Source organism: Rhodococcus sp. 14-2470-1b, assembly GCF_002259415.1.
In the GTDB taxonomy this organism is placed as follows: domain Bacteria; phylum Actinomycetota; class Actinomycetes; order Mycobacteriales; family Mycobacteriaceae; genus Rhodococcoides.
The window spans coordinates 216,355-232,664 of record NZ_NPFY01000016.1 but is presented as its reverse complement, the minus strand read 5'-3'; the positions used below and the strand labels follow the sequence as shown (position 1 = coordinate 232,664).

Annotated in this window: 17 protein-coding genes; 12 read left to right on the top strand and 5 right to left on the bottom strand. The window is 64.1% G+C overall.

The features are described 5' to 3' along the window. The first annotated feature begins 242 nt into the window (after positions 1-242). The 6 genes from CH293_RS13215 (at position 243) to CH293_RS13190 (ending at position 6,420) form a co-directional block, all read left to right on the top strand. Complete coding sequence (locus CH293_RS13215) at positions 243-1,796, top strand: ABC transporter substrate-binding protein (protein ID WP_052060071.1); 1,554 nt, start codon at positions 243-245, stop codon at positions 1,794-1,796. Between the two features lie 46 nt (positions 1,797-1,842). Further along, positions 1,843-2,775: an ABC transporter permease gene (locus CH293_RS13210; RefSeq protein ID WP_020111006.1), complete on the top strand. Its 933-nt coding sequence runs from the start codon at positions 1,843-1,845 to the stop codon at positions 2,773-2,775. Then, the gene (locus CH293_RS13205) at positions 2,772-3,704 is read left to right on the top strand and encodes an ABC transporter permease (RefSeq protein WP_037143212.1); all 933 of its coding nucleotides are present in this window, start codon (positions 2,772-2,774) and stop codon (positions 3,702-3,704) included. The genes CH293_RS13210 and CH293_RS13205 overlap by 4 nt, the downstream gene beginning before the upstream one ends. After that, the gene (locus tag CH293_RS13200; RefSeq protein ID WP_052068026.1) at positions 3,701-4,801 is read left to right on the top strand and encodes an ABC transporter ATP-binding protein; all 1,101 of its coding nucleotides are present in this window, start codon (positions 3,701-3,703) and stop codon (positions 4,799-4,801) included. The genes CH293_RS13205 and CH293_RS13200 overlap by 4 nt, the downstream gene beginning before the upstream one ends. Next, positions 4,798-5,823 (top strand): ABC transporter ATP-binding protein, encoded by a 1,026-nt coding sequence (locus CH293_RS13195; RefSeq protein ID WP_037143211.1) that lies wholly within the window; start codon positions 4,798-4,800, stop codon positions 5,821-5,823. Before CH293_RS13200 ends, CH293_RS13195 begins: the two co-directional genes overlap by 4 nt. Positions 5,824-6,027: 204 nt before the next feature. Next, positions 6,028-6,420 (top strand): SHOCT domain-containing protein, encoded by a 393-nt coding sequence (locus CH293_RS13190; RefSeq protein ID WP_037108417.1) that lies wholly within the window; start codon positions 6,028-6,030, stop codon positions 6,418-6,420. A gap of 51 nt (positions 6,421-6,471) precedes the next feature. Here CH293_RS13190 and CH293_RS13185 read toward each other — a convergent pair whose 3' ends face one another. Continuing rightward, on the bottom strand, positions 6,472-7,371 hold the full coding sequence (locus tag CH293_RS13185) for a LysR family transcriptional regulator (protein WP_037108808.1): 900 nt from the start codon (positions 7,369-7,371) through the stop codon (positions 6,472-6,474). A gap of 72 nt (positions 7,372-7,443) precedes the next feature. Between CH293_RS13185 and CH293_RS13180 the strand changes: the two genes are divergently transcribed. The 3 genes from CH293_RS13180 (at position 7,444) to CH293_RS13170 (ending at position 10,412) form a co-directional block, all read left to right on the top strand. Next, positions 7,444-8,352, top strand: a complete 909-nt coding sequence (locus tag CH293_RS13180) for an EamA family transporter (RefSeq protein ID WP_037143209.1) — start codon at positions 7,444-7,446, stop codon at positions 8,350-8,352. A gap of 91 nt (positions 8,353-8,443) precedes the next feature. Beyond that, complete coding sequence (locus CH293_RS13175; RefSeq protein ID WP_037108806.1) at positions 8,444-9,709, top strand: Mur ligase family protein; 1,266 nt, start codon at positions 8,444-8,446, stop codon at positions 9,707-9,709. Continuing rightward, complete coding sequence (locus CH293_RS13170) at positions 9,702-10,412, top strand: type 1 glutamine amidotransferase (protein ID WP_037108413.1); 711 nt, start codon at positions 9,702-9,704, stop codon at positions 10,410-10,412. Before CH293_RS13175 ends, CH293_RS13170 begins: the two co-directional genes overlap by 8 nt. Before the next feature lie 42 nt (positions 10,413-10,454). Here CH293_RS13170 and recR read toward each other — a convergent pair whose 3' ends face one another. The 3 genes from recR to CH293_RS13155 are packed head-to-tail and all read right to left on the bottom strand — an operon-like array spanning position 10,455 to position 12,128. After that, on the bottom strand, positions 10,455-11,072 hold the full coding sequence (gene recR / locus CH293_RS13165; protein WP_037108410.1) for a recombination mediator RecR: 618 nt from the start codon (positions 11,070-11,072) through the stop codon (positions 10,455-10,457). 1 nt (position 11,073) lies between these two features. Continuing rightward, on the bottom strand, positions 11,074-11,412 hold the full coding sequence (locus tag CH293_RS13160; RefSeq protein ID WP_037108804.1) for a YbaB/EbfC family nucleoid-associated protein: 339 nt from the start codon (positions 11,410-11,412) through the stop codon (positions 11,074-11,076). A 26-nt stretch (positions 11,413-11,438) separates the two neighbouring features. Further along, positions 11,439-12,128, bottom strand: a complete 690-nt coding sequence (locus CH293_RS13155; protein WP_037108408.1) for an SIP domain-containing protein — start codon at positions 12,126-12,128, stop codon at positions 11,439-11,441. 107 nt (positions 12,129-12,235) lie between these two features. On the opposite strand from CH293_RS13155, the gene CH293_RS13150 reads away from it, so the two are divergent. After that, positions 12,236-12,874, top strand: a complete 639-nt coding sequence (locus tag CH293_RS13150) for a TetR/AcrR family transcriptional regulator (protein WP_241483703.1) — start codon at positions 12,236-12,238, stop codon at positions 12,872-12,874. Here the strand turns inward: CH293_RS13150 and CH293_RS13145 are convergent. Then, positions 12,871-13,305 carry an SRPBCC family protein gene (locus tag CH293_RS13145; protein ID WP_094720465.1) on the bottom strand — a complete coding sequence of 145 codons (435 nt, stop codon included), beginning with the start codon at positions 13,303-13,305 and terminating at the stop codon, positions 12,871-12,873. The two genes, CH293_RS13150 and CH293_RS13145, sit on opposite strands and share 4 nt — an antisense overlap. Positions 13,306-13,568: 263 nt before the next feature. Here CH293_RS13145 and CH293_RS13140 point away from each other — a divergent pair, with 263 nt between their 5' ends. Together CH293_RS13140 and CH293_RS13135 are read left to right on the top strand one after the other, a co-directional pair. Continuing rightward, entirely contained in the window at positions 13,569-14,993 is a 1,425-nt protein-coding gene (locus CH293_RS13140; RefSeq protein WP_255122855.1) for an FAD-binding oxidoreductase, read from the top strand. After that, positions 14,990-16,306, top strand: coding sequence for a class I SAM-dependent methyltransferase (locus tag CH293_RS13135; protein WP_037108397.1), 1,317 nt, complete (start codon positions 14,990-14,992; stop codon positions 16,304-16,306). The genes CH293_RS13140 and CH293_RS13135 overlap by 4 nt, the downstream gene beginning before the upstream one ends. The last annotated feature ends 4 nt before the right edge of the window (positions 16,307-16,310 follow it).

Sequence of the window (16,310 nt, the reverse complement as noted above, 5' to 3'; positions counted from 1 at the left end):
TTCGATCTAGTGCGACCCTGGAGTATCCACGCCCGGTTTGTCAAGACCGAATCGCTTGATCGAGCCAAGCCTTGACACTGGGTAGGTTTTAGAACATCCTTCTAGAAATCGCCCTGCAGCCCGGGGCGTGGCACATCGACGAAGTACCCGGCAGCTCAGGCTCGCAGTCGATCTGAACTTCCGAGAACACTTCCTCCCCAGCCCGGGGGAATGGCCACCTCTACGAAAAACGGAGGTTCCACATGTCGCGCAGATCGATTCTCGGTCGAGCCCTCGCGATACTCACCGTGTGCGCAGTGTCGACGGCATGCGCCGGTATCGACCAGCGGACATTCGACGCGAACGCGCTCGACCGCGACGCCACCGTCGTGTACGGACAGATCGTCGTCCCGAGCAGTCTCGATCCACATCGCGGAGTTACTGAAAACGACCTACCGTTACTTGCCGTCATCTACGATCGGATCACCGACGTCGACACCGACGGCAACCCGGTACCCATGCTGGCCGAGAGTTGGGAGTTGGACGAGGAGAACGCTACTTTCACCCTGAAAATGCGTGCGGGAGCTACATTCTCGGACGGTACGCCGGTAGATGCTGCAGCCGTGAAGGTCAACATCGACCGAATCCTGAACGATCCCCAGACCACCATCAAGGGACAGATCGACAAGACGATCGGATCCGTCGATGTCGTCGACGATTCGACGGTCCGCTTCGACCTGGTGGGCCCGGGTGGAGCATTGCCGACGCTTCTGGCGTCACGACCCGGAATGCTCATCTCACCCGCGGCGCTCGGAAACACCGACCTGGATCAGAATCCTGTCGGCGCAGGCGCTTTCAGGATGACGAGCAGCATTCCCGGCACCGCTTACCACTTCGAGCGCCGCCCCGACTACTGGGACGACGACGCCTATCGGTACAGCAAGCTCACCTTTCTCATCCAACTCGACACCGCGACTCGCATGAACTCGCTCCAGGCGGGAGAGTCCACGATGACAGGAGTGGTGGGCCCGCAGAAGGAGGAAGCGAAGGCCGGCGGACTGCAGGTCTTCACCTCCGAGGGCGCGAGCACCAGCATGGCCCGGATCTCCCTGAACTCCGCCAGGAGCGAGTTCGGCAACAAACAGGTGCGACAAGCGATGAATCTGGCGATCGACCGCGCAGCCATCTCGCGAGTTCTGTACTCCGGCGACTGCATTCCCGGCGCCCAGCCGTACCCCGAAGGATACTTCGCGCACAGCGACGCACTGGACGACAGCGGCTGGTCCTCCTACGACCCCGACCGTGCCCGAGCTCTTCTCGACGACGCCGGACTGCCCGACGGATTCACCTTCACCGCAGCGGTGCCGAGCTTGTCCATCTACCAGAACAACGCCCAGGTGGTCCAGCAGAACCTGGCCGATGTCGGTATCGACATGCGGATCGAGGTGATGGACGCGACGCAGGCACGTGCCCGGTTCGTCACGGGCGAGGCGGATGCACTCGTCGGCCAGTACGGCGGAGGGACCGATCCCGGCCTCTACGCACAGTCGGCGTACCTCCCCGGTGGCGGTGACAATCCCGGCAGGCTCACTACCGACCGGATGGCGGAGCTGTACGACGCAACGGCCCGCTCCACCGACGTCGACGAGCGCAAATCCGCATACGAAGACCTTCTTGCCGAGGCATTCGACATGGGGCCGGCGCAGATCGTTCTCTGCCACTCGGTGGCATCGGTCGCCAGCCAGGGCAACATCGGAAACTACGTGTTCTACAAGACCGGTGGCACCGGTCTGCGGACCCTGGACGTAAGCAAGTGACATCCACCTTCGATCCGAACGAGGTGTTCCAATTGTGTTGATATTCATGATCAAACGACTACTCGCCGCGATTCCCGTGCTGATTCTCGTGACCGTTCTGAGCTTCTCGATGATTCACCTCATTCCTGGCGACGCCGCAGTGGTCGCGGCGGGCGAGAACGCCACGGCAGAACAGATCGCCGAGACCAGAGCTCAACTCGGCCTCGACCAGAACATCGTGGTGCAGTACTTCAGCTGGGTCGGCAACCTGATGTCCGGCGACTTCGGAACGTCACTGCTGAGCAGCCACAAGAACATCGACGCGATACTCGAAGCACTGCCCGTGACGCTGTCTCTCGCGTTCGTCGCCCTGTCATGGTCGCTGGTCGTCGGTGTACTCGCGGGTGTCATGGCGGGGTTGCGCCGAGGGACGTGGATCGACCGCACACTGACCGGACTGACGACGTTGGGAATCTCCATGCCCAGCTTCTGGCTCGGCCTTCTGTTCGTCACTTTCTTCTCCCTGCAGTTGCGACTCTTCCCCGCGACCGGATACGCACCGCTCAGCGAAGGTGTGGTGGCATGGTTCTCCCACCTCGCGCTGCCGGCGTTCGCCTTGGGAACCGTCACCGCCGCGGAGATCGCACGACAGGCCCGCGCCGGCGTCATCGATGTGCTCGAACGGGACTACATCCGTACCGCCACGGCCAAAGGGCTGCCCAGGTGGAAGGTCATCGTCAAGCACACGTCCAAGAACGCTGCGGTTCCTGTCGTCACCGTGTTCGGGCTTCAGGCGGCCGCCCTCATCGGAGGCGCCGTCATCATCGAGCAGGTGTTCGGGATGCCCGGCCTCGGATCCGTGGCACTGAAGGCCATTCTCGAGCGCGACTTCCCCGTGATCCAAGCGTTCGTCGTCGTGATCACCCTGTTCGTGCTCGTCATCAACCTCGCCGTCGACATCTCGTACGCGTACTTCAACCCGAAAGCCAGGCAATCATGACGAGCACACCACTCTCCGCGCCCCTGAGCGGTGCACGACGGCGTCTCGGTTCGTCGGCCGGCACGAAATCGAGGCCCGCACCCCCCTCGCCGGGCAGGATCTTCGTCCGTCGAATCCTGCGTTCGCGTACGAACGTCGTCTGCCTGGCGTTCCTCGGCCTTCTCGGTGTGATCGCCGTGGCAGCGCCGTGGATCGCCCCGTACGACCCGGCTTATCAGAAGTTGGCTTCGGCATTTCTGCCGCTGTTCTCCGACGGTCACATTCTCGGGACGGATCAGTTGGGACGCGACACCTTGAGTCGGCTCATCTACGCAACCCAGATCTCGCTGGTCGCTCCGCTCATCGCCGTCGGGTTCGCCGCCGCCACCGGCCTGCCCCTCGGGCTGCTCGCGGGCTACCTCGGCGGAAAGTTCGATTGGATCACCGGCCGCATCGCCGACGCGCTCATCGCTCTTCCCGCACTGGTCCTCGCACTGGCCATCATTGCCATCTTCGGTCCAGGCCTGGTCAACGCGATGCTCGCGGTCGGCGCCGCATCGGCGCCCCGACTGTTCCGTGTGGTGCGTGGTTCCACCATCAACGTACGCGAGGAAACCTACATCGAGGCGAGCAAGGTCGTCGGATGTTCCACTCCTCGAACGGTTCTGATGCACGTACTGCCTAACGTCAGGAGCCCGCTGTTGGTTCAGATCACGCTGATGCTCTCGCTGGCGTTGCTCGCGGAAGCCGGCCTGAGCTTCCTCGGCCTCGGTGTTCAACCGCCGACTGCAAGTTGGGGTTCCATGCTGCGCAGCGCATTCGACAACCGCTTTCAAAGCCCATGGATGGTCGTTCCCCCCGGTCTCGCGATCATGCTCACCATCTTGTCCCTGAACATGCTCGGCGACGGAATCCGCGATGCCGTCGGCCAGGAACGGAGGAAGTCATGACCTCTTCCCACACGCTACGAAAGCCCGAGCGGACCGGCCACGGGTTGCTCAGCATCCGAGACCTCCAGGTGGAGTTCAGAACGGACTCCGGGTGGACGCCCGTCGTCACCGGAGCTCAGCTCGATCTGGAGCCAGGCGGTACGCGGGCGCTCGTCGGTGAATCAGGCTCCGGCAAGACGGTCACCGCGTTGTCGGTGCTCGGACTGCTCCCCAAGCACAACAGCCGGATCACCGGCGGAGCAATCGAATTCGACGGTACCGACCTGCTGGGCAAGACCGAATCTCAGATGCGCCGCATCAGGGGCCGCGAGATCGCGATGATCTTCCAGGAGCCGATGACGAGCCTCAACCCCGTCTTCACCGTCGGCGAGCAGATCGCCGAGACAGTTCGCGCGCACATGGGCAAATCACGCAAACAGGCATGGGCACGAGCAGTCGAGGTTCTGGACCTCGTAGGCATCCCCGCTGCCGCACGCCGTGCGAAGGACTATCCGCACAGCTTCAGCGGCGGCATGCGTCAACGGGCCATGATCGCGATGTCCATCGCCTGCGATCCCAAACTCCTGATCGCCGACGAGCCGACGACGGCGCTGGACGTCACGGTCCAGGCCGGCGTTCTCCAACTTCTCCGACGGCTGCAGGCCGACCTCGGTACCGCAGTGCTGTTGGTCACGCACGACCTCGGCGTGGTGGCGGACTTCTGCGACGAGGTGACCGTGATGTACGCGGGTGAACCCGTGGAAACCGGTCACGCGGACGATGTGTTCGACGAACCACTGCATCCCTATACCGCGGGACTGTTGGCGTCACTGCCGCAGCGAATCAAACCCGGCGACGACCTCGTTGCCATTCCCGGCATGGTGCCGCGCCCGGAAAACATGCCCGCCGGGTGCCGTTTCGCTCCTCGTTGCAGCCATTCTCGGGCAGGAAAATGCGACAGCATGCATCCGGAGTCGATCGAGATCCGCGACGGAAGAAGCACACGGTGCGTGCGGGTCGTCGACGGTGAGATCGGAGACCTCCTGCCTGCACTTCCTATCGAAGCCGTCCCGGCGGCCACCGCCATCGACCCCGGCGATCTGGAGGAGATCCGATGACCGCACCCGAGAAGCAGGTCCTACTGGACGTGCGAAACCTGTCCAAGTCGTTCGTTCGTTCGCGGGACGTCTTCGGCCGGCCACGCGAGACGGTCCAGGCCGTGCGCAACATCAGCGTCAGCGTTCGGACGGGTGAGACACTCGGCATCGTCGGCGAATCGGGCTCCGGCAAATCCACACTCGGTAGGTCGATCCTGCGCTTGGAAGAACCCGAACAGGGCGAAGTGCTCTACCAGGGTGAGAACCTTCTCGACCTCCGACGCGGAGCACTACGTCGCAAGCGCCGAGAACTGCAGATGATCTTCCAGGACCCGTATGCGTCGCTGGACCCGACCAAGACCGTCGGCAACGCGATCGCAGAGCCCATGCGCATCTTCGATCGGCTCAGCCGGTCCGACTACGAGGACCGAGTCGCGTCGTTACTGACCAAGGTCGGCCTCCGAACCGAGTTCGCCGCTCGCTATCCGGGCGAGATGTCCGGCGGCCAGAGGCAACGCGTCGCGATCGCCCGCGCGCTCGCGCTCGATCCCAAGATCATCGTCGCGGACGAGGCGGTGTCGGCGCTGGACGTGTCGACGCAGTCCGAGGTGATCAACCTGCTCGTGCACCTCACCAAGGAATTCGAATTGACCTGCTTGTTCATCTCGCACAACCTCGGCGTGGTCCGCCACATCAGCGACCGAATCGCGGTGATGTATCTGGGCCGAATCGTCGAGATCGGCACCGCCGCACAGGTGTACGAGTCACCACGACATCCGTACACCTACGCGTTGCTCTCGGCGATTCCCGTACCCGATCCCGCGATCCAACGTGCCCGTCCGAAAACGGTCCTCGACGGTGACGCACCCGATCCCGCACACCCGCCCGCGGGGTGCGCGTTCGCATCGCGATGCCCGCACGCACGAAAGATCTGCACGACAGACGAACCGGCACTCGAGACCCGTGACAACGGATCCCGATCCGCCTGCCATTTCGCCGATGAAGTGCGCTCCAGCCTGGAAGCACCGTCGCTCACCGGCTGACCCGGCATCTGCTACCCACGAGGGCCCCTGTTCCGCCGTTCGGGCGGAGCAGGGGCTCTCGTGGTTTCCCACCGCCCCCGGCTCCGGTGAGTCCATCTGTACCTGCCGATGCAGGTGAGCTGGAGCAGAACAGGGCCAATTCACCCGCTGAGGATGATGATCTTGTTCGGTGCGGCCTGAGACCATTCGGGGACCTTCTGCCGAATGGAGCACCGACTCGTGGATTCCTTCTGGGATTTTCTGTGGTTGATCGTCGTCAGCTTTGCCTTCGTCGCGTACCTGATGGTGCTGTTCTCGATCATCGGCGACCTGTTCCGCGACCACAAGAGCTCCGGATGGGCCAAGGCTGCATGGGTGCTGTTCCTGATCATCGCGCCGTTCCTGACCGCTCTCGTCTACATCATCGTCAAGGGCGGCGACATGACCAAGCGTCAGGTGCGGGCGATCCAGCACGCGAAGGACGAGCAGGAGCAGTACATCAAGCAGGTCGCGGGGCGCACCTCTGCCGAGGAAATCGCGCACGCGAAGGAGCTTCTGGATGCGGGCACCATCACCGAGGAGGAATTCGCGAAGCTCAAGAGCAAAGCCCTCACGTGAGCGTTCACCTGCTTTCGGGTCGCTCCGCAGGCTCAGCTCCTGCCGCCTCTGCTATACATTTCTACTCACCGCGGCGGCTTCCTTCTCGAATGCATCCACTGTCGCGGCGATGGCAGGCAAGGCCGTCGCGCTCGGGCGCGTTGCGAGTTCGTAGATCCGTCCCGCACGCACCCCTGCCAGCGGCCGGGTGATCGCACCCCGGTTCCCGACGGCGTAGCGCGGCATGAGCGCGACTCCGTGGCCGCGGGCGACGAGTTCTTCGATGACCCGGAAGTCGTTGATACGCTGGATCACTCGGGGTCGAACGCCCGTGGCCGCGGCAACCGACAACAACACGTCGTCCACGGGGAAACCGTCCGGCACACTGATCCACTGCTCGTCCACCAACTGGCGCACGTCGACGGACTTCTCCTCGGCCAATCTGTGCGTCGCGGGAAGGAGCAGGTCGATCGGTTCTCTCATCAGCGTTCGCACTTCCACACGCGGCGCGGCGGTCGCAGGGGCTCTGTCGTCGCGGTGAGTGAGGACGACGTCGTAATCGGCCAGCAGCGCAGGAACCGAGGACGCAGGGAGATCTTCATCGCGTGCATCGACCCGAGTTCCACTGTCGCGCAATCGGTCCAACACTCCCGGCAGAAGCAGTGCCGCGCCCGAGGGGAACAACGCCACGCGTACGCGCCCCCACGGCGACGCACTGTACGACGCCATCTCCGCGCTCGCCCGATCCAGTGCACCCAACACCTCGTCTGCCCGTAGAACCAGTGCGGCACCCGCATCCGTGAGGCGTAGACGTCGGCCGTCCGGTTCGAGAAGCGGCACACCCGCCTCACGCGCGAGGATCTTCAGCTGCTGAGACACCGCGGACGGGGTCAACGACAATGCCGCTGCGACCGCCCCGGCCGTCCCTCGGTCCGCGAATTCCCGAAGAATTCTCAGCCGTTCCACATTCATGTAGAGCATCTTAACTGTTACTACGGAACAATTCGATTGTGCTGATGCATTCCCATCGACCACGATAGGTGCGTGCCCACTCGTGACCGCCTTCTCGGAACAACCGTTGCCGTGCTCTGGGGCCTGAACTTTCTCGCCATCCGGGCCGGCCTCGACCATTTCCCACCGTTCTTCTTCGCTGCATTTCGGTTCCTGATCATCGCCGTACCGGTCGTACTGTTCGTCCGCCGACCGGACGTGCCCGTCAAGTGGCTCCTGCTGTACGGCTTCGGGTTCGGATTCCTCCAGTTCGCATTTCTGTTCACCGCGATGAATGCAGGCATGCCAACGGGACTCGCATCCCTGGTCCTGCAATCCTCGGCACCGTTCACGATCGTCCTCGGCGCCCTGCTGTTGCGCGAGAAGGTCAGCAGGCGTCAAATTCTGGGCATCACCGTGGCGGTCGCAGGAATGTGCCTCATCGGATACGACCGTGCCCAAGTCGCATCCGCGATACCGGTCGTCCTCACTGTTCTCGCCGGCCTCGGCTGGGCGTTCGGAAACCTGGGCAACAGACTTGCTCACGGGGCGGAACCGATGCGATTGATGCTGTGGATGTGCGTCGTACCACCGATCCCGATGCTCGCCCTGTCCGCCGTTGTCGAAGGACCGACCACGGGATGGCACGCACTCGTGGCGGCATTCAGCTGGGACGGGTGGCCTGGTCTCGCCGGACTGGCATACATCGTGCTGCTGGGGACGATCGCCGGATCCGGACTGTGGACGGTACTCATCAGCCGCCACCCGGCCGGCGTCGTCGCACCGTTCTCGCTGATGGTCCCGGTCGTCGGAATCGCGGGTGCCTGGCTCTTCCTCGACGAAACCCCGAGCATCCTGTCGGTCGTGGGAGCGGCCGTCGTCATCGCCGGATGTCTCGGTGGAATGTCGACGGGACGCCAAGCCCCGACTGCAGCGGCCAGTGTGGAACCCCTGCGAGCCTGACAACGTGGTGGGTTTCACACCCGCGTCGACCGATCACACCGCCGTCGACGCCGACAAGAATCCACCGGGGGGTTTGTGCCAGACTCGGCGCATGGTTCGAGCAGGTGAGCGCAGAGCGGCAATCGGAGCGCGTGGCCGGCTGGCACTCCGGGCGGCCGAGGCTGCAACGTGGGCGTCACGCAAGGCAGGACGCGGCAAGGGGTCGATGATCGGCGGGCTCGTCGCCCTCAAGATCGACCCGGACATCCTGACCGGTCTCGGCTCGGGTCGTCGGACCGTCGTCGTCACGGGAACGAACGGGAAGTCGACGACGACGCGGATGACCGCCGCTGCGCTCGAGACGCTCGGTGACGTCGCCACTCAGGCCGACGGCGCCAACATGGACGCCGGGATCGTCGCCGCACTGCACGCTCATTTCGATGCCCCGCTCGCGGCCCTCGAGGTCGACGAACTGCACGTCCCGCACGTCTGCGACGCCGTATCCCCCGCCGCGGTGGTACTTCTCAACCTCAGCCGCGACCAACTCGATCGCGTCGGCGAGATCAACATGATCGAACGCAAACTCCGCGCGGGCCTCGCGCGGCACCCGGAGACCGTCGTGATCGCCAACTGCGACGACGTGTTGGTCACCTCGGCCGCGTTCGACGCCCCGAACGTCGTGTGGGTCGCTGCCGGAGGCGGCTGGGCGGGCGACTCGGTGTCGTGCCCCCGCACCGGTGAACCCATCATCCGAGACGGCGAGCACTGGTACTCGACCGGAGACGACTTCGCGCGACCCACACCGGATTGGTGGCTCGACGAGAACAACCTCTACGGCCCCGACGGCCTCGTCGTACCGATGTCTCTGTCCCTTCCCGGAAAAGCCAACCGAGGCAATGCAGCTCAGGCCGTAGCTGCTGCAGTGACGCTGGGTGCGGATCCACAGGAGGCGGTGGCCGCCGCGTCGGGGGTCGACGAAGTGGCCGGTCGCTACTCCACGGTCCAGTACGGATCTCATTCCGTTCGAATGCTTCTCGCGAAGAACCCCGCGGGTTGGCAAGAGGCACTGTCGATGATCGACCCGACCGTCGACGGACTCGTCATCGCCGTCAACGGACAGGTCCCCGACGGTGAGGACCTGTCCTGGCTGTGGGACGTGCGGTTCGAACACTTCGAGAACGTCGCCGTCGTCGCATCGGGTGAGCGCGCAACCGATCTCGGTGTGCGCCTGCTGTACGCGGGGTCGAAGCACACCACCGTCGCAGATCCATTGAAGGCCATCGCATCCTGCCCACCCGGGCGCGTCGAGGTGCTGGCCAACTACACCGCGTTCCGCGACCTCGGGCGCGCACTTGCACGGGAGCACGGCAATGTCTGAATCCACCGTCCGCATCGGCCTGGTGCTCCCCGACGTCATGGGCACCTACGGCGACAACGGAAACGCGCTGATCCTGCGGCAGAGGCTTCGGATGCGGAACATCGACGCCGAGATCGTCCAGGTCACCCTGGGCGACCCCGTCCCCGAGTCGCTGGACGTCTACACCTTGGGCGGAGCCGAGGATTCCGCTCAACGCCTGGCAACGCGGCACCTGACGCAGTACCCCGGCCTGCAGAACGCAGCGGCGCGCGGTGTTCCTGTCCTCGCGATCTGCGCTGCCATCCAGGTACTCGGCCACTGGTACGAAACCTCCTCCGGCGAGAAGGTCGACGGCATTTCCCTGTTCGACGTCACGACCGCACCACAGGAAACACGCTCCATCGGGGAAGTCATCACCGAACCCGTCGTCACCGGGCTGACCGAGAAGCTCTCCGGATTCGAGAACCACCGCGGTGGAACAACTCTCGGGCCCGATGCAAGTCCACTGGCGACGGTCACCCACGGCGTCGGCAACGGCGTCGGCGACGGCCGCGAAGGCGTCGTGCAGGGGTCGGTGATCGGGACTTACATGCACGGTCCGGTTCTGGCCAGGAACCCCCAACTGGCGGATTACCTGCTCGAGCGGGCGACCGGAAGCATCTTGGAGCCGCTCGATCTGGCGGAGGTCACGCAGTTGAGGCGGGAGCGGCTCCGCCGCACGTGAGTGGAACGGAGCCTGCGGAGTGACGCGCAGGCTCCGCTCCACTCACGTGTCGCGCAGCGACCTCCTACCGGTCAGTGCCCTGCCCAGTGTCAGTTCGTCGGCGAATTCCAGATCCCCACCCATCGGGAGGCCCGAGGCCAGGCGACTGATGGCCAGACCGGGGAAATCGCGCATCATCCGCACCAGGTAGGTCGCCGTCGCCTCCCCTTCGGTGTTGGGATCGGTGGCGATGATCACCTCGGACACGTCCACGCCGTCATCTTGATTTCCGATGCGCACCAACAGTTCTCGGATGCGCAGCTGGTCCGGTCCGATTCCGTTGAGTGGATCGAGCGCACCACCGAGAACGTGGTATCGGCCCTTGAATTCGCGCGTACGCTCCACCGCCTGAACGTCTTTCGGCTCTTCCACGACGCAGATGAGCGACCGATCCCGACGAGGATCAGCACAGATACGGCACAGTTCCTTGTCCGAGACCGTGCCGCACACGGTGCAGAACTGGACCCCGTCACGTACACGTGCGAGCGCTTTGATCAGCCGGTCCACCTCGGGCGGTTCGACGCCGAGGAGGTGAAAAGCGATGCGCTGAGCGCTTTTCGGCCCGACACCCGGCATCTTGCCGAGCTCGTCGATCAGATCCTGTACAGGACCTTCGTACACCTCAGAATCCAGGCAGGCCGAGCGACCCACCGCCGAGCCCACCCGCCAGAGGACCGAGTTTCTCCGCCGCGACTGCGGACGCGGACTTCGACGCGTCGGCGATGGCTCCGATGACGAGGTCCTGCAGTGTTTCGACGTCCTCCGGGTCGACGATCTTGGGGTCGATCACCAGGCCGACCAATTCGCCCGTCCCCTTCACCGTTGCGGTGACGAGCCCGCCGCCCGCCTGACCGGTCACTTCCGCCTCGGCGATCTCCGCCTGGGCTGCCATCAACTGTTGCTGCATCTGCTGCGCCTGCTGCATGATCGACGCGATGTCTGGCTGCTCACCGGGTTGCACAGTGATGTCCTCTCGGTTCGGGTACGTCACCTACGAGAGTAGTAGCCGAACACTCGGACGTGATCGTCCGCCAGCCCCGCCGCCAGACACGTCGCTCGGATCTCGTCCATTCGATCGAACGCACCGGTTCCCCACACCGTCACCGAGTCGTCGAGCCGCATCCGCCTGGCTGCGGTGACGAGCGGATCGAACTCCAACTGGGTGTGGAAACTCATCACGCTGACACCGTCCACATCGGGGAGCCCGGCGACGTCTGCGGGACGGGGCGTGTCCACCCACAGCGTGCCGAGCGTGCCGTCGGGCCATGCACGGAGAATGGCCCGGGCCGCTGGGATGGACGGCTCGTCGACGAACATCTGGACACGTCTGCCGCCGCCGAAGTGCGGTCCGTACCCGGTTCCAGTGGCAGCAATTCGCGTGCGAGTTCCCACCTCGACCGAGTCCAGCCACCGCGACATCATCGTGCTCTCGTGCGACGGCGTGAACTCGATGTCGACGATGCCGTGCGCCGCGTCGAACCGTCGCACACGGAAATCCCGTTCGTCGACGCCGGGGAATCGCAACTGTTCGGCTATCGCGTTCTCGTCCCAATCTCGCTGGTAGCTCCCGGCCGACAGAAGCGATGTCAACCGCAGCGTGCCCGGTCGTGGCCTTCCGATCGCCAACGTGTGCATCGTCGGCACCGCAGTCTCGACGACGCCATGCGGATACTCCACAGCCCGCTCCCTTCACCCCGACCGTGACTTGAGTAAGGCTAAACTTTGCTCGGAGTTTGCCACATGTCGGCCCCCGTTGACTCGCGAACGCGCCTTAAGCTGCATGTATGCAAGAGACGCGTCCCAGCCGTCGCCGCGTGACCCTCGAGAAGTTGATCGAGACGGGCATTGCGCTGACGTTGCCGAACCTGACGGTCAAGGCATTGGCGCGAGAACTGGGCGTCAGCATCGTCGCCGTGTACAACAACATCGACAATCTGGACGCACTGCGAGTCGCGGTGGCGGAGGAAATTCTTGCTCGGTGGGAGTTCCCCATGCCCGACGCGGACGCCACGCTCGAGGAATCGCTGATGGACCTCAGCCTGCGCCTGCGTTCGCTGGTCCACCGCAACCCTGGTATTGCTCAGTATCTCGTCGACATCGGGACGTCGTCGCCCGGCGCGCTGGCGAGAATCGACGAGGTGCAGCTGGCGTATTCGACGTTGTACGAGCTGACGCCCAAGCAGGCGAACTTCATCGTGACGGTGGTGGCGGAGCACGCGGTGGCGTTGTCGGAAATGGTGCACGTCGAGGGCCGCGAGCAGGAGGACGACGCCGCCGTCCTCGCAAGGTCGGACTTGAAGTTGATTCCGCGCACCGTCGACGGGAAAAAACGTTCCAACGACTCGAACTACGAGTGGTCGATGCGCGCCCTCATCATGGGCGCGTCGGTCGTCATCGACCACCCGCGGTTCTCGACCTACTAGCGGACTTCGCGTTCGAGGTTGGCCAAGGTCTGTGTCTGGATCTTCTTCAGACCGAGGGGCGCGAAGGTCTTCTCGAAGAAGCCCCCGATGCCTCCGGCGCCTTTCCACTCGGTCGTGGTGGTGACCTCGCTGCCGGCTCCCGACGGGGCCACGGTCCAGGTGGTGACCATCGAGGAGTTGGCGTCGCGTTCGACGATGGTCGAGCCGTCGACCGCGACGGTCGCCTTCACGTTGCGTGACCGCTTCGAGGTGGCTTGCAGTGTCCACTGCGCGACGGTGCCGTTGCCCTGGCCGCCTTCGACGACGGTGTAGTCGAGATACTGCTCGGGGAGGATTCGGGGGCGAACCGTCTCGTAGTCGACGAGCGCAGCCAGCACCTGCTCCGGTGTCTGAGCGATGGTGATGGAACTGCTGGCGCTTACCTGTGCCACGTGGTGTCTCCTCGGGTTGACGCGAATGTGAGTCCTCGCGTCCTATCCTGCACTCCCCGAAGACGCGGAAGGGAAGAGGATATCGGGGTGTGTGATGGGGTTCACCGATAATTCTTTAGCTGCACAAACAACATGCGTGGTGCATACATTTGTCCGTAATGCCTCGTTCGACGACAACATTTACGTGAAATTTCGCAGTCGGGGCCGCATACTCGGTGGCTCCGCGGCACGCCTGGATATAGCGTCTTCATGTGCCATCTGCGATTGCTCTTCCCCGACGTAGGCCAGCCCCGCGAGAAAGCGGATTCGCCGCACATCGTGCCGGCGTGGAACTGCTGCTCGAGAGTTACCGCGCCATCCCCGCTTCCGCCACCGTGCGCTTGGCGAAGAAGACGTCGAACCTCTTCCGCGCCCGCGCAGCATCGACGGCCCCCGGTCTCGACGTATCGGGACTGACGAGCGTCGTCACCGTCAACCCGCAGGACCGGACGGCCGATGTGGCAGGAATGTGCACATACGAGGACCTCGTCGCCGCGACACTCCCCTACGGTCTGGCACCGTTCGTCGTACCGCAGCTCAAGACCATCACCCTCGGTGGCGCGGTCACCGGCCTCGGTATCGAGAGCACGTCGTTCCGTAACGGACTGCCGCACGAATCGGTCCTGGAGATCGACATCCTCACCGGCAGTGGCACCGTCGTCACCGCCACGCCCGACGGCGAGAATTCCGACCTGTTCTGGGGTTTTCCCAACTCCTACGGAACGCTCGGGTACTCGACCCGCCTGAAGATTCAGCTCGAACCCGTACTTCCCTACGTGGAGCTGCGCCACCTGCGCTTCCACGACCTCGACGTCATGCAGGCCACGATGGACGACATCGTGCGTGACCGCTCGTACGAGGGCACCCCGGTGCACTACCTCGACGGCGTCGTGTTCACACCGGAGGAGAGTTACCTGACGCTCGGTGTCCAGAGCGCGGCGCCCGGCCCGGTCAGCGAGTACCACGCAGGTTCGGAGATCTACTACCGGTCCATTCAGCAGAAGACCACCGACCGACTGACCATCGCCGATTACCTGTGGCGCTGGGACACCGACTGGTTCTGGTGCTCCCGGGCCTTCGGCACACAGAACCCCAAGATCAGACGTTTCTGGCCCAAGAAGTACCGCCGATCCAGTTTCTACTGGAAACTCATTGCGCTCGACCGCAAGTACGACATCGCCGATCGGCTCGAAGCCCGCAAGGGCAATCCGCCGCGCGAACGGGTGGTTCAGGACATCGAGGTTCCGATCGAGAACACCGCCTCGTTCCTGAGGTGGTTCTTGACGGAGATCCCGATCGAGCCACTGTGGCTGTGCCCGTTGCGTCTTCGCGAACCCGCCCCTCCCGGCGCCGACGCCGCGCGCCCGTGGCCCCTCTACCCCCTCGAACCGAAACGCACGTACGTCAACGTCGGCTTCTGGTCCTCGGTCCCCATCACCCCAGGTGAGCCCGACGGTGCGGCCAACCGCGCCATCGAGAAGAAGGTCACCGATTTCGACGGCCACAAGTCGCTCTACTCCGATGCGTTCTACTCCGAAGCCGAGTTCTCCGAGCTCTACGGCGGCGAGAGACTCGCAGAACTGAAGAAACGATACGACCCCGATTCCCGATTGCTGGATCTGTATTCGAAGGCGGTGCAAGGAAAATGACAACGTTCAAGGAACCCACGGCGCAGGACGCGCACCGAGCGAACAAGCTCACCATCTCTCAGATCCTCGAACTTCTGTCCGACGGAAACATCCCGCTGCGCTTCACCGCGTACGACGGAAGCGCCGCAGGCCCCGAGGACGCGACTCTCGGACTCAACCTCAAGAGCCCCCGCGGAACCACCTACCTGGCAACAGCTCCCGGCGACCTCGGAATGGCACGCGCCTACGTCTCCGGTGACCTCGAAGCCGTCGGCGTCCATCCCGGAGACCCGTACGACATCCTCCGTGTCATGGGCGACGAACTGCATTTCCGGCGCCCCGGCGCTCTGACACTGGCGTCGATCACTCGCTCGCTCGGCTGGGATCTGTTGCGACCCATCGCACCTCCTCCGCAGGAAGTGGTGCCGCGGTGGCGTCGGATCGCCGAAGGCCTTCGCCACTCGAAGACACGCGACGCCGACTCGATCTCCCACCACTACGACGTGTCGAACACGTTCTACGAGTACGTCCTCGGGCCGTCGATGACGTACACCTGCGCCGCGTACACCTCGGAGGACGATTCACTCGAGGCCGCGCAGGAGAACAAGTACCGACTCGTGTTCGAGAAGCTCGGCCTGAAGGAAGGCGACCGACTGCTCGACATCGGTTGCGGCTGGGGCGGAATGGTGCGATACGCCGCACGCCGTGGCGTCAAGACCATCGGCGCGACGCTGTCGAAGGAACAGGCGGCATGGGCGCAGAAAGCGATTGCCGAGGAAGGACTGTCCGACCTCGCGGAGGTTCGCTTCTCCGACTACCGCGACATTCCGGAATCGAACTTCGACGCGGTGTCCTCGATCGGCCTGACCGAACACATCGGCGTGCAGAACTACCCGGCGTACTTCGAAGCGATCAAGTCGAAACTGCGCGTCGGCGGCCGGGTGTTGAACCACTGCATCACCCGCCCGGACAACCGGAGTCACGCCCGCGCCGGATCCTTCATCGACCGATACGTCTTCCCCGACGGTGAACTGACCGGCTCCGGCCGCATCATCACCGAAATGCAGGACGTGGGCCTCGAGGTCCGGCACGAGGAGAACCTACGTGAGCACTACGCGCTGACCCTGAAGGCGTGGTGCAAGAACCTGGTGGACAACTGGGATGCCTGCGTCGCCGAAGCCGGCGAGGGAACCGCACGCGTATGGGGCCTGTACATGGCCGGCTCACGCCTGGGCTTCGAGCGCAATGTCGTTCAGCTGCATCAGGTCCTGGGCGTGAAGCTCGGACCGAAGGGCGCTGCGGACGTACCCCTGCGCCCCTGGTGGGAGGGCTGACCCT